14 protein-coding genes are annotated in these 11,863 nt (G+C 63.1%); 12 read left to right on the top strand and 2 right to left on the bottom strand.

All coding sequences use genetic code 11. From position 1 onward, the window contains the following. Complete coding sequence (locus HS968_RS10105) at nt 1–414, top strand: DUF2802 domain-containing protein (protein WP_119691767.1); 414 nt, start codon at nt 1–3, stop codon at nt 412–414. A 23-nt stretch (nt 415–437) separates the two neighbouring features. Here the strand turns inward: HS968_RS10105 and HS968_RS10110 are convergent, their stop codons facing one another. Both HS968_RS10110 and fliK read right to left on the bottom strand, forming a co-directional pair. Continuing rightward, nucleotides 438–785: an EscU/YscU/HrcU family type III secretion system export apparatus switch protein gene (locus HS968_RS10110; protein WP_182371140.1), complete on the bottom strand. Its 348-nt coding sequence runs from the start codon at nt 783–785 to the stop codon at nt 438–440. Further along, complete coding sequence (fliK, locus tag HS968_RS10115; RefSeq protein ID WP_182371141.1) at nt 782–2,314, bottom strand: flagellar hook-length control protein FliK; 1,533 nt, start codon at nt 2,312–2,314, stop codon at nt 782–784. The genes HS968_RS10110 and fliK overlap by 4 nt, the downstream gene beginning before the upstream one ends. 221 nt (nt 2,315–2,535) lie before the next feature. Here fliK and ccmA point away from each other — a divergent pair, with 221 nt between their 5' ends. From ccmA to HS968_RS10170, 11 genes are all read left to right on the top strand, one after another. After that, nucleotides 2,536–3,180, top strand: coding sequence for a cytochrome c biogenesis heme-transporting ATPase CcmA (gene ccmA / locus HS968_RS10120; protein WP_119691764.1), 645 nt, complete (start codon nt 2,536–2,538; stop codon nt 3,178–3,180). Then, nucleotides 3,177–3,848, top strand: coding sequence for a heme exporter protein CcmB (gene ccmB, locus HS968_RS10125; RefSeq protein ID WP_037002833.1), 672 nt, complete (start codon nt 3,177–3,179; stop codon nt 3,846–3,848). Before ccmA ends, ccmB begins: the two co-directional genes overlap by 4 nt. Before the next feature lie 65 nt (nt 3,849–3,913). Continuing rightward, entirely contained in the window at nt 3,914–4,669 is a 756-nt protein-coding gene (locus HS968_RS10130; protein ID WP_119691763.1) for a heme ABC transporter permease, read from the top strand. Continuing rightward, the gene (gene ccmD / locus HS968_RS10135) at nt 4,666–4,842 is read left to right on the top strand and encodes a heme exporter protein CcmD (RefSeq protein WP_119691762.1); all 177 of its coding nucleotides are present in this window, start codon (nt 4,666–4,668) and stop codon (nt 4,840–4,842) included. The genes HS968_RS10130 and ccmD overlap by 4 nt, the downstream gene beginning before the upstream one ends. Further along, a complete protein-coding gene (gene ccmE / locus HS968_RS10140) occupies nt 4,839–5,327 on the top strand; it encodes a cytochrome c maturation protein CcmE (RefSeq protein WP_106739942.1) in 489 nt (162 codons plus the stop codon). The genes ccmD and ccmE overlap by 4 nt, the downstream gene beginning before the upstream one ends. Next, complete coding sequence (locus HS968_RS10145) at nt 5,324–7,297, top strand: heme lyase CcmF/NrfE family subunit (RefSeq protein WP_182371142.1); 1,974 nt, start codon at nt 5,324–5,326, stop codon at nt 7,295–7,297. The genes ccmE and HS968_RS10145 overlap by 4 nt, the downstream gene beginning before the upstream one ends. Beyond that, nucleotides 7,294–7,833 (top strand): DsbE family thiol:disulfide interchange protein, encoded by a 540-nt coding sequence (locus HS968_RS10150; protein WP_119691760.1) that lies wholly within the window; start codon nt 7,294–7,296, stop codon nt 7,831–7,833. The genes HS968_RS10145 and HS968_RS10150 overlap by 4 nt, the downstream gene beginning before the upstream one ends. Then, nucleotides 7,830–8,318 (top strand): cytochrome c-type biogenesis protein, encoded by a 489-nt coding sequence (locus HS968_RS10155; protein ID WP_119691759.1) that lies wholly within the window; start codon nt 7,830–7,832, stop codon nt 8,316–8,318. The genes HS968_RS10150 and HS968_RS10155 overlap by 4 nt, the downstream gene beginning before the upstream one ends. After that, complete coding sequence (ccmI, locus tag HS968_RS10160) at nt 8,315–9,526, top strand: c-type cytochrome biogenesis protein CcmI (RefSeq protein WP_182371143.1); 1,212 nt, start codon at nt 8,315–8,317, stop codon at nt 9,524–9,526. Before HS968_RS10155 ends, ccmI begins: the two co-directional genes overlap by 4 nt. Beyond that, on the top strand, nt 9,523–9,849 hold the full coding sequence (locus HS968_RS10165; RefSeq protein WP_182371144.1) for a glycoside hydrolase family protein: 327 nt from the start codon (nt 9,523–9,525) through the stop codon (nt 9,847–9,849). Before ccmI ends, HS968_RS10165 begins: the two co-directional genes overlap by 4 nt. A 295-nt stretch (nt 9,850–10,144) precedes the next feature. Continuing rightward, nucleotides 10,145–11,830, top strand: coding sequence for a ShlB/FhaC/HecB family hemolysin secretion/activation protein (locus tag HS968_RS10170; RefSeq protein WP_182371145.1), 1,686 nt, complete (start codon nt 10,145–10,147; stop codon nt 11,828–11,830). Nucleotides 11,831–11,863: the final 33 nt, after the last annotated feature.

The following is an 11,863-nucleotide window of genomic DNA, read 5'->3' on the forward strand; positions in this document are numbered from 1 at the left end:
ATGTCCGAGTTTGCCATGCTTGCTGCGGCCCTGGCCTTCGTGGCGCTGCTATGCGTGGCACTGGGCATCGTCTGCAACGGCCTGTATCGCAATCAGCAGCGCATGCTGGCGGAGCAGGCCAAGCGCGATGCTGTGCGTGACAGTCGGATCCGCGAACTCAGCAAGCGCCTGGATGCTTACCTGACCGGCAGCATCCGCATGGGCGAGGAGCTGCACGAGTTGCGCCGGGTGGTGGCGCCGCTACCTGACAAGGTCAGTCAGATCGAGCAGCGTGATCCGGACAGCCTGTCCTTCACCCAGGCCGCTCGGCTGGTGGGGATGGGCGCCAGCGTCGATGACCTCACCCAATCCTGCGGCCTGAGCACGGCCGAAGCCGAGCTGATCAGTCGCTTGCATCGGCCCAAGACGCAATAGTCCAACCGCGTCTTTCCCCTACTTCAGCGCGTTGGCCCGCTCAGGCGAGGCAGCGGCGGCGTGACGTCGTGCTCGGTTTCCTCACCGGGAGTGAAACCCTCGGGCGCCTTGCCTTGCAGGTACCAGGCGAAGGCAATGATTTCGGCGATGCAGCGATACAACGATTCGGGAATCGCGTCGCCCAGTTCCAGGCGAGCCAGCAAGCGTACCAGTTCGGCATTTTCATAGATTGGCACTTCGTACTCGCGGGCGATGGCGAGGATGGCCTCGGCCAGCTCGTCATCGCCCTTGGCGCTGAGTATCGGCGCACTCTGCCCGTCGTAATTGAGGGCGATGGCCTGGCGAGCTTCGGGGGGCGTCTTACGGCTCATGCGGTTTCGTCCACCCAGCGTTGCTCCAGCGAGGTCTTCGGCCCCTGTGGCGGCATGCCCTGGCTGCAGGCCAGCTCGCCAACCTCCAGGCCTGCGGACTGCAGGCGTTCACGCAGGTTGCCCAGCTCGGCGCTGATCAGCGATGCGGTATCGGCGCGCTCTGCCCACAGCTGGCTGGAGAGGCTGCCGCGCAGCAGCTGCGCGCGAACCTGCAGCGGCCCCAGGTAATCGAGATCGAAGGCCAGGTCGATTCGCCAGAGGGTTTCCTTGGGTTCGTTCCTCTCGCCCTTGGCGTTCTGTTCCTCGCGCTGCAGCTTGATCTGCAGGGGAATCACTTCCTGTTGGTGGCGCATCGGCAGTTCAAGCTGCCAGGTGGTCAGCAGGTTGCCGTTGGCGTCTACCTGAGTCTGCGCCAGGCTCGACAACTGGTGAGTCTGCAGCCTGGAGATGGCAGCAGCGGCGAGCTTGAGCAGGGTTTCCAGGTCGGCCTCACCGTCCATGTTCTGCAGCAGTCGTGAGGGCAGGGGAAAGGTCAGCGCCTGCTGGCGGGCCGTACCATTGGCATTGACGCCGAGCAACTGCCGAGCCAGGTTCGGCAGGTTCTGGTTGAGGGCGTTCTGCAGGCCGGTCAGTGTGCCGGCGCCGCCGGGCAGTTGCGGGGCCAGTTGCGCGATCAGACGCAGCAGGTTGGCTTTGAGATCCTGCGCCAGGCCACTGGTCTGGCCTTGCAGCAATTTGGCCTCAAGCAGTAGGCCACTGCCTTCGAGCGCCTGCGCCAGGCCCTTGGCGGTGCTGAGTTGGCTGCTGTCGGGGAGGGCGCCGAGCAGCTTGTCGATACTGCCGCGCAGCGCGTCGTTGGTGCCGGCCAGTCCTTGCAAGCCTTTGAACAAGCCCTCCAGCGAGGCCTGACGGTTTTGCTGAGCGGCCAACTGCTGGCCTAGTACCAACTGATCGAGGCGGCCGCTGAGCGGTAGAAAGGCGAGGCTCTGGCTGCCTTGTACCTGGGCGCTGAGCAGGCTGCCGAGCGGCAGGTTCAGGGGGCTGTCGATGGCCAGCTGGTTGCCGGCCAGCGGTGTGTTGAGCAGGTTGACCACCAGGCGATAGATCGTTTGCGCATTCTGCGCAGGCATCGGAGCGTTGCTGACGACCTTGCCCTGTACCAGTGTGCCGGGTGGTAGTTGCTGCAGGTCGAGCTTGGTCAGGGCCTTGTCGCCACCGGGTTGCAGCAGCACGCTCAGGCGCGTGTCGGACAGTGCGGTAACGGTCAGGGCAGTACCCTGCGCCAGTGGCCGTGAGCTGTCCGCCTGCACGGTCGCCTGGCGGCCGCCTTCCAGCGTCAGCTTGAGCAGCAATTGAAAGCTCTGCGCCTGTTCGCGTACGGCGATCACTTCGGCCTTGGCGCTTTCACCGGCGGCCAGCATGCCTTCCAGCGGTTGCAGCAGGCGCACGGCCATATCGGCGGCCGTCGCCGTACTGCGGATGACCGGCGCCGAAGGGGGAAGCGGGCGTGGGCTGCTGATTTCGCTCATGGGCTCTCGTATAGGCTCCGTCCATCGAAGGTGCCGTAGGGGCGCCGTGCGTCGGCTGGCGGCACACACTGCGCACCCTACGCGATTCACACCCTGTCGAAAATGCTGACTGCGGGGACAGCGGCGCGCCATGTATAATGCCGCCCCGCTGCGCATAGTACCTCCGGCACGCGTCAGTATAGCGGCCGGAGCACCGTCGACTTTAACCCTGCCAGGTATCGATGACCCGTCCCGTACCCCTTCTAGAAGCCGTGGCGCTCAGCTGTGAGCGGGATTGGCGCATGCTTTTCGAGCAGTTGGCGTTTCGCCTCGACGCTGGCGACATGCTGCAGATCAGTGGGCCCAATGGCAGCGGCAAGACCAGCCTGCTGCGCCTGATTGCCGGTCTGCGCCAGCCGACTGCCGGCGATATCCTGCTGCAGGGCAAGGCCTTGTCCGAGCAACGCAGTGAGCTGGCGCGCAACCTGCTGTGGATCGGTCATGCCGCCGGCATCAAAGGCCTGCTGACTGCCGAAGAGAATCTGGCCTGGCTCTGCGCGCTGCACCGTCCTGCCAGCCGCGAGGCGATCTGGCAGGCGCTTGAGGCGGTCGGTCTGCGTGGTTTCGAGGACGTTCCCTGTCACACCCTGTCTGCTGGCCAGCAGCGCCGCGTGGCTCTGGCGCGCCTGTACCTTGCCGATACGCCGCCGCTGTGGGTGCTCGATGAACCCTTCACCGCTTTGGACAAGAGCGGTGTGGCGCAACTCGAAGCGCACCTGGCCGGGCACTGCGAGCGCGGCGGTGTGGTGGTGCTGACCACTCATCACAGTCTGCAGCACAAGCCGGCGACCTATCGCGACCTGGATCTGGGGCAACACGCCGCATGAGTAACGTCTTCACTCAGCTGCTGTCGCGCGAGATGCGTCTGTTGGCGCGCCGCCCGTCCGATCTGGCCAACCCCCTGGTGTTCTTCGCCATCGTCATCGCCCTGTTTCCATTGGCGGTGGGGCCGGAGACGCAATTGTTGCAAACCCTTTCTCCGGGCTTGGTCTGGGTAGCGGCGCTTTTGGCCGTGCTGCTCTCGCTGGACGGGCTTTTCCGCAGTGATTTCGAGGATGGCTCGCTCGAGCAGTGGGTCCTTTCGTCGCACCCCCTGCCTCTTCTGGTGTTGGCCAAGGTGCTGGCACACTGGCTGTTCAGTGGGCTGGCGCTGGTTCTGCTGGCGCCCTTGCTGGCGTTGATGCTCGGTTTGCCAGGGCGTTGCCTGCCGGTTCTGCTGATTTCCCTGCTGCTCGGCACCCCGGTGTTGAGCCTGCTCGGCGCGGTGGGCGCGGCGCTTACCGTGGGCCTCAAGCGCGGCGGCCTGCTGCTGGCGCTGCTGATTCTGCCGCTGTACATCCCGGTGCTGATCTTGGGCAGCGGGGCGTTGCAGGCGGCCCTGCAAGGACTGCCGGCGACCGGTCATCTGTTGTGGCTGGCCAGCCTCACCGCTTTGGCGGTGACCCTGACACCTTTTGCGATTGCCGCCGGTCTGACCATCAGCGTCGGCGAATAAGAACGAACCGTGACTGACATCTGAACCGGATAGCCGCCGGATCAGGCCTGAATAATGAGTCGAGCATGAACTGGACGTGGTTTCACAAATGGGGTTCGCCCAAGTGGTTCTATGAGATGAGCGGCCGCTGGCTGCCCTGGCTCAGCATCGCTGCCGTGTTGCTGATTGCCGCCGGTCTGGTCTGGGGCCTGGCTTTCGCGCCGCCGGACTACCAGCAGGGCAACAGCTTTCGCATCATCTACATCCACGTTCCCGCGGCCTTTCTCGCTCAGTCCATCTACGTCACGTTGGCCATTGCCGGTCTGGTCGGTCTGGTGTGGAAGATGAAACTGGCCGACGTTGCGCTGCAGCAAGCCGCGCCCATCGGTGCCTGGATGACCGCTATCGCACTGCTCACCGGCGCCATCTGGGGCAAGCCGACCTGGGGCACCTACTGGGTCTGGGACGCACGCCTGACCTCGATGCTGATCCTGCTGTTCCTCTACTTCGGTGTCATCGCCCTGGGCAACGCCATCAGCAACCGCGACAGTGCCGCCAAGGCCTGCGCCGTGTTGGCCATTGTCGGCGTGGTGAATATCCCGATCATCAAGTACTCGGTGGAGTGGTGGAACTCGTTGCACCAGACTGCCACTTTCAAAGTCACCGAAAAGCCCGCGATGCCCGTCGAGATGTGGCTGCCGTTGCTACTCGCGGTGCTGGGTTTCTACTGTTTCTTTGGCGCTGTGCTGCTTTATCGCATGCGCCTGGAAGTGCTCAAGCGTGAATCGCGCAGCAGCTGGGTGAAAGCCGAAGTGCAGAACCTGGTGGAGGGCAAGGCATGAGTTTCTCGTCCTTTGCCGAATTTCTCGCCATGGGCACCCATGGCCCCTACGTCTGGAGCGCCTACGGCATCAGCCTGGCGATCCTGGCGTTGAATGTGGTGTTGCCGATCCTGGCGCGCCGCCGTTACCTGCAAGACGAGGCGCGTCGTTTGCGCCGGGAGAAGTCGAAGTGAATCCGGTTCGCAAGAAACGTCTGTACATCGTCCTGGCCATCCTCTGCGGCGTCAGTATCGCCGTGGCGCTGGCGCTGACCGCATTGCAGGAGAACATCAACCTGTTCTACACCCCAAGCCAGATCGCCAACGGCGAGGCGCCGGTCGATACGCGCATCCGCGCTGGCGGTTTGGTGGAGGAGGGCTCGGTGAAGCGTTCGGCCGATTCGCTGGAAGTGGACTTCATCGTCACCGATGGCGCGCACGGCGTGACCATTCGCTACCAGGGCATCCTGCCGGATCTGTTCCGTGAAGGGCAGGGCATCGTCGCCCTGGGCCGGGTCAACGAAGAGGGCGTGCTGGTGGCCGACGAGGTACTGGCCAAGCACGACGAGAACTACATGCCGCCTGAAGTCATGCAGGCGCTGGAAAAGAGCGGAATGATGCAGAAGCACGATGAGGCCAAGGCCGCCAAGCAGGGTTATCAGCAGGAGAGCGCGCAATGATTCCCGAGCTCGGCCATCTGGCGATGATCCTGGCGCTGTGCCTGTGCCTGGTGCAGGCGACCCTGCCGCTGATCGGCGCCTGGCGTGGTGACCACCAGTGGATGAGCCTGGCGCAGCCGGCGACCTGGGGGCAGTTCGCTTTCCTGTTGTTCTCCTTCCTGTGCCTGACCTATGCCTTCATGGTCGACGATTTTTCCGTCGCCTACGTGGCCAACAACTCCAACACGGCGCTGCCCTGGTATTACAAGTTCAGCGCCGTATGGGGCGCGCACGAAGGCTCCCTGTTGTTGTGGGCGCTGATCCTGGGGGGCTGGACCTTTGCCGTGGCGATTTTCTCGCGTCACTTGCCGGAAGAGATGCTCGCCCGCGTGCTGGCGGTGATGGGTATGATCAGCGTCGGCTTCCTGCTGTTCCTGATCGTCACCTCCAACCCCTTCGAGCGCCTGCTGCCAAACACACCGGCCGATGGTCGCGATCTCAACCCGCTGCTGCAGGACTTCGGCCTGATCGTGCATCCGCCGATGCTGTACATGGGGTACGTCGGATTCTCGGTGGCTTTCTCTTTCGCCATCGCCGCACTGCTGGGCGGCAAGCTCGATGCGGCCTGGGCGCGTTGGTCGCGTCCATGGACCATCGTCGCCTGGGCCTTCCTCGGCATTGGCATCGCGCTGGGCTCCTGGTGGGCCTACTACGAATTGGGCTGGGGCGGCTGGTGGTTCTGGGACCCTGTGGAAAACGCGTCCTTCATGCCCTGGCTGGTGGGTACCGCGTTGATTCACTCGCTGGCGGTGACCGAGAAGCGTGGCGTGTTCAAGAGTTGGACGGTGCTGCTGGCCATCGCCGCGTTCTCCCTCAGCCTGCTGGGCACCTTCCTGGTTCGTTCCGGCGTCCTGACCTCGGTACACGCCTTCGCCACCGATCCGGAGCGCGGCGTATTCATCCTCGCCTTCCTGCTGGTGGTGGTGGGTGGTTCGCTGGCGCTGTTCGCCGTGCGTGCTCCAGTGGTCAAAAGCCAGGTCGGCTTCGGTCTGTGGTCGCGTGAAACCCTGCTGCTGGTCAACAACATCGTACTCATCGTGGCAGCTGCGATGATCCTGCTCGGCACCCTCTACCCGCTGGTGCTCGATGCCCTGACCGGCGCCAAGCTGTCGGTCGGCCCGCCTTACTTCAACGCGCTGTTCCTGCCGCTGATGGCGCTGCTGATGGCGGTGATCGCGGTTGGCGTCATCGTGCGCTGGAAGGACACTCCGCTGAACTGGCTGGGCCGCATGCTGGCCCCGGTGCTGGTGGCCAGCGTGGTACTGGCGTTGATCGCCACCTTCGTTCACGGCGACTTCCATTGGGCGGTGCTGGCGGTCTGTCTGCTGGCCTTCTGGGTGGTGCTGGCTGGTGTGCGCGACATCCTCGACAAGACCCGCCACAAGGGCTTGATCAAGGGCCTGCCGAGTCTGACTCGCAGTTACTGGGGCATGCAGATGGCGCACCTGGGCTTTGCCGTGTGCGCCCTGGGCGTGGTGCTGACCAGCCTGGGCAGCTACGAGCGCGACCTGCGCATGGCACCGGGTGACTCGGTGGAGTTGGCGGGTTACCGCTTCCAGTTCGAGGGCGCGGTGCACCATGAAGGCCCCAACTTCATTTCCGACAAGGGCACGGTGCGGATCTTCGACGGTGAGCGCCAGATCAAGGTGCTGCATCCGGAGAAGCGCCTGTACACAGTGCAGCAGTCGACCATGACCGAAGCAGGCATCGATGCCGGCTTCACCCGTGACCTCTTCGTCGCCCTAGGCGAGCCGCTGGAGCAGGGGGCCTGGGCCGTGCGCATTCACATCAAGCCCTTCGTCCGCTGGATCTGGCTCGGCGGCTTGCTGATGGCGTTCGGCGGCTTCCTCGCTGCAGCCGACAAGCGCTACCGGATCAAGGTCAGAACCCGCGTGCGTGATGCCCTGGGCTTGCAGGAGGCCAACGCATGAGACGTTTGCTGCTGTTGTTGCCGCTGCTGGCCTTTCTCAGCATCGCGGTATTTCTCTACCGCGGCTTGTTCCTCGATCCGTCCGAGCTGCCCTCGGCGTTGATCGGCAAGCCGTTCCCGGCCTTCAGCCTGCCAGCGCTGGACAACCCCGAGCGCACCCTGACCCAGGATGACCTCAAGGGCAAACCGGCCCTGGTCAACGTCTGGGCCACCTGGTGCCCGGCCTGCCGTCACGAACACCCGGTGTTGAACAAGCTGGCCGAAGCCGGTGTGGTGATCCACGGTATCAACTACAAGGATCAACGTGAGCCAGCGCAGAAGTGGCTGCGTGATCTGCACAATCCCTACCAGCTCAATATCGAGGATGCCAAGGGCAGCCTCGGTCTCGATCTGGGGGTATACGGTGCACCGGAAACCTTCTTCATCGATGCCAAAGGCATCATCCGCCACAAGTACGTCGGAGCCATCGACGAGCGCATCTGGCGTGAAAAACTGGCGCCGGTCTATCAGCAACTGGTCGACGAGGCTCAGCCATGAAGCGCCTGCTGATTTCCGCCGGCCTGGCGCTCGGTCTGCTGGCCAGCGCTCATGCCGCCATCGATACCTTCGAGTTCGCCAATGAGGCTGAGCGCCAGCGTTATCGCAACCTGGTCGAAGAGCTGCGTTGCCCGAAATGCCAGAACCAGAACATCGCCGACTCCGATGCGCCGATCGCCATGGATCTGCGCGGCGAAATCTATCGCATGCTGGAGGAGGGCAAGAGCAACGAGGAAATCATCGATTTCCTGGTCTCGCGTTATGGCGACTTCGTGCTCTACAAGCCACCGCTGACCAGTCGTACGCTGCTGCTCTGGTATGGCCCGGCCGGCCTGCTGGTGATCGGCTTCGGCGTGCTTGGCGTGATCCTGCTGCGCCGCCGCGGGCAGCAGAAAAGCCGTTCGGCCGCAGGCCTCTCCGCTGATGAGCAACAGCGCCTCGCCGCATTGCTCGACCAAGCCTCTCAGGACAAGAAAGACCGATGATCGATTTCTGGTTGCCCGCCGGGCTGCTGTTGCTGACCGCCCTGGCATTTCTGCTGATTCCGGTGTTGCGTATTCGCAAGATGCAGGCTGAAGAAGACCGCACCGCACTCAACGTCACGCTCTATCAGGAACGCCTGCAGGAGCTGGAAGCCCAGCGCCAGGCTGGCGTGCTCGATGACGCCCAGCTCGAAGCCGGCCGCGCTGAGGCAGCTCGCGAGCTGCTGGATGACACCGAGGGCGTACAGCGCCGCAGCAGCGTGCTTGGTGGCAAGATTCCATTGGTTTCGGCATTGCTGGTGCCGGTGCTGGGCGTTGCGCTGTACCTGCACTGGGGCGCCATCGATCAAGTCGAAATGACGCGTCAAATGGCTGCTCAGCAACCGCAGAGCATCGAAGAGATGACCGCGCGCCTGGAACAGACCGTCAAGGATCAGCCCGACTCGGCCGAAGCCTGGTATTTCCTCGGCCGTACCTACATGGCTCAGGAGCGTGCGAACGACGCGGCCAAGGCCTTCGAGCAGGCGGTGAACCTGGCCGGCCGTGCGCCGGAGTTGCTCGGCCAGTGGGCTCAGGCCCTGTATTTCGCCCGCGACAAACAATGGAGCGACGAGCAGCAGGCGTTGACCGACGAGGCGCTCAAGGCAGATCCTGAAGAGGTCACCAGCCTCGGCCTGCTCGGTATCGCGGCCTATGAAAGCCAGCGCTATGCCGATGCAGTACGCTACTGGGAGCGCCTGGTTGCCGTGCTGCCGGAGCAGGATCCGTCGCGCATGGCGATTGCCAGTGGTATCGAGCGTGCCCGTCAGCAGATTGGCGAAGGCGAGAGCCCGAGTGCTGCAGCCGAGCCGACTGCCAAGGTACATGCGCTGGAGGTGAGTGTGTCGCTGACGCATGAAATACAGGCCCAGGTGCAGCCTGACGATGCCGTCTTCGTCTTCGCTCGCGCCCTCAGTGGCCCGCCGATGCCGTTGGCGGTCAAACGTCTGAAGGTCTCTGACCTGCCGACCCAGATCAGCCTTTCCGATGTGGATGCGATGATGCCCGAGCTCAAGCTGTCCCGTTTCGACCAGGTACAACTGGTGGCCCGCGTTTCTCGCGAGGGCAACGCTACCAAGGGCGAATGGATCGGCCAGAGCGGCCCGGTCTCCAACATTGCCCGTGACACCCAGGCGCTGCTGATCGACAGCCGCGACGGGCAAGCCCAATGAAGCGCCTGGCGCTGCTCTGCGTGCTTGGGTTCGGCCTCAGCGGCTGCGTCCTGCAACAGCCGAGCACGCCAGTCGGTGAGCTGCCACCTGTGCAGCAACCCTCGCACCCGCGCTACGCGCCGCCGCCTGGGGTGAAGAGCCACTGGAACCCGGCGTTGGGCGTCTACGTGGTCGAAGGTGCGCGTGATCTGTACTACCGCGAGCGCATCTTTTATCGCTTCGATGGCGGCTGGAGCTGGTCGCTACGGCCGGCTGGGCCTTGGCAGGAGACGGACAGCTCGGGGATTCCACCTGGGTTGTTTCGTCAGTATCAGAACCGCTGAATGTTCATAGGGGCATTGGCTTGCCCCATTTATTCCCAGCAAGCGTTCGCTTGCCCTGTCATTTTTCCTCCCATTCTTCGCTCACGAATCCCACTGTCGGTTGAGTGCTCGCATTGCCTGATGCGTTCTTAGGATGAGGCTTGGTGGCTAGGTGCCATTCGTCGGTTAGGTTCGTTGGCGCTGTCCAAAATGTGACGGCGTTCAGCAAATAGACATGTTGATGGCTTAGTGCCACATGCTCTAATTCCCGCCGATTTTCCAACGCCGTTTTTCTGCTATTCAAAGGACTGAAGGCATGTCTTTCCGTATTAGCCCTTTGGCCGTATGGCTATTTTTGTCCCTTCCCACCATTGCCCTGGCGCAGACGCCGGGTGACCGTGAGCTGATCCGTGAGCGCCAGGAGCGCCTGCTGCAGGAGCAGCAGCGGCGTCTCGATGAACTGCAGCAACTGCCTGGTGAGGCCCCTCGGCTGCAAACTATCCCAGTTGAAGATGAGCGCTGTTTCGAGATCCAGCAGATTCGCCTCGAAGGCGCCACTCTGCTCGGTGAGTCCGACCAGCAGGGCATTCTTCAGGCTTTTGCTGGACAGTGCCTGGGCGTTGGGCAGCTCAATGAACTGCTCAAGGCCATCACCCAGTTCTATATCGATCATGGCTATGTGACCTCTCGTGCTTATCTGCCGCAGCAGGATCTGTCCTCGGGCGAGCTTCGCGTCATTGTGGTTGAAGGGCGCCTTGAGGGGCTGGACAGTTCCGAGCTGGCCACTGATCGCGAGCTGGCTATGGGCTTTCCCGGTCGCACCGGCGAAGTTCTGTATCTGCGTGAACTGGAGCAACTGGTCGACCAGCTCAATCGCTTACCATCGCGCCAAGCTCAGCTTGAGTTGGTGCCTGGGGAAGAGGTTGGTGGTAGCCGTGTCAGGCTGCAAGGCCAGCGCGACAAGCCCTGGCGTGCAGGGCTGAGTCGACATAACGACGGGCAGAAGAGTACGGGGGAGCAGCAGTGGGGCCTGAGTTTCGACTGGGACAGCCCGCTCGGCCTGGCCGACCAGCTCAGTCTGCGCGCCAGCCGCGATGCGGTGAGCGATAGCTATCGCCATTCACACAGCCAGAGCCTGGTCTATCAGGTGCCTTACGGTTGGTGGAACTTCAGTTACAGCTACAACCAGAGCTACTACCGTACGCAAAGCGACGGTAACGGTTTTCTATTCAATCAGGACGGTGACAGCAAGACTCATGCTCTGCGTGGTGAGCGCGTACTGCATCGCGATAGTGTCAGCAAGACTGGATTCAACCTGGGCGTCAGCCACCTTCGCACCAACAACTTCCTCCTTGGTAACCGTCTCGACACCTCCAGCACCCGCCTGTCTGAAGCGCAGTTGGGCTTCAACCATGGTCGCCGTATTGGCAGCGCCTTCGTCAATGCCGATATCGGCTGGCAACGCGGCATCGGTGCCTTCGATGCTCAGAGCAATGGCCATCCACAGGGCAGCCAACCGGTGGCGCGTTACAACAAGTACAGCCTGACCCTGAGCTACCTGCAGCCATTCGCGCTGTGGGGCGAATCCTTCAGCTTCGACAGCCTGGCCTATGGCCAGAAGAGCGAGGACGTGCTGTTCAGCCCGCAACGCATCAGCATCGGCGGCCTCAGCTCGGTGCGCGGTTTCAAGGATGAGTCGCTGTCCGGCGACACCGGCGGTTACTGGCGTAACCAGCTGCGCTGGCGCCGCCCGGTCACCTGGGACGCTCTTCGCCCCTTCGTTCATGAATACAGCCTGGCCTTCGCCTACGACGTTGGCGTGATTCATGGCGGCCGGCACAACCCGGAACAGCGCGGGCGCATGACGGGCAATGCCCTCGAATTCGCTTTGCGTGGCCAGCACCTGGCGGCCTCGGTGAGCTTTGCCCATTCCCTGGAACGCCCGGACGCCATCGAGCGTGACGAGCGCCCGGTTTATTTCCGTTTCGACCTGTTTTTCTGATTTTCCGGCCGGATGGCTGGTTGGAGTATCGAC

Source organism: Pseudomonas berkeleyensis (assembly GCF_014109765.1).
In the GTDB taxonomy this organism is placed as follows: domain Bacteria; phylum Pseudomonadota; class Gammaproteobacteria; order Pseudomonadales; family Pseudomonadaceae; genus Aquipseudomonas; species Aquipseudomonas berkeleyensis.

Excerpts from the sequence above, each read along its gene's own strand:
- HS968_RS10105 (WP_119691767.1), top strand. The coding sequence starts at position 1 with ATGTCCGAGTTTGCCATGCTTGCTGCGGCCCTGGCCTTCGTGGCGCTG.
- HS968_RS10110 (WP_182371140.1), bottom strand. The coding sequence starts at position 785 with ATGAGCCGTAAGACGCCCCCCGAAGCTCGCCAGGCCATCGCCCTCAAT.
- fliK (WP_182371141.1), bottom strand. The coding sequence starts at position 2,314 with ATGAGCGAAATCAGCAGCCCACGCCCGCTTCCCCCTTCGGCGCCGGTC.
- ccmA (WP_119691764.1), top strand. The coding sequence starts at position 2,536 with ATGACCCGTCCCGTACCCCTTCTAGAAGCCGTGGCGCTCAGCTGTGAG.
- ccmB (WP_037002833.1), top strand. The coding sequence starts at position 3,177 with ATGAGTAACGTCTTCACTCAGCTGCTGTCGCGCGAGATGCGTCTGTTG.
- HS968_RS10130 (WP_119691763.1), top strand. The coding sequence starts at position 3,914 with ATGAACTGGACGTGGTTTCACAAATGGGGTTCGCCCAAGTGGTTCTAT.
- ccmD (WP_119691762.1), top strand. The coding sequence starts at position 4,666 with ATGAGTTTCTCGTCCTTTGCCGAATTTCTCGCCATGGGCACCCATGGC.
- HS968_RS10145 (WP_182371142.1), top strand. The coding sequence starts at position 5,324 with ATGATTCCCGAGCTCGGCCATCTGGCGATGATCCTGGCGCTGTGCCTG.
- HS968_RS10150 (WP_119691760.1), top strand. The coding sequence starts at position 7,294 with ATGAGACGTTTGCTGCTGTTGTTGCCGCTGCTGGCCTTTCTCAGCATC.
- HS968_RS10155 (WP_119691759.1), top strand. The coding sequence starts at position 7,830 with ATGAAGCGCCTGCTGATTTCCGCCGGCCTGGCGCTCGGTCTGCTGGCC.
- ccmI (WP_182371143.1), top strand. The coding sequence starts at position 8,315 with ATGATCGATTTCTGGTTGCCCGCCGGGCTGCTGTTGCTGACCGCCCTG.
- HS968_RS10165 (WP_182371144.1), top strand. The coding sequence starts at position 9,523 with ATGAAGCGCCTGGCGCTGCTCTGCGTGCTTGGGTTCGGCCTCAGCGGC.
- HS968_RS10170 (WP_182371145.1), top strand. The coding sequence starts at position 10,145 with ATGTCTTTCCGTATTAGCCCTTTGGCCGTATGGCTATTTTTGTCCCTT.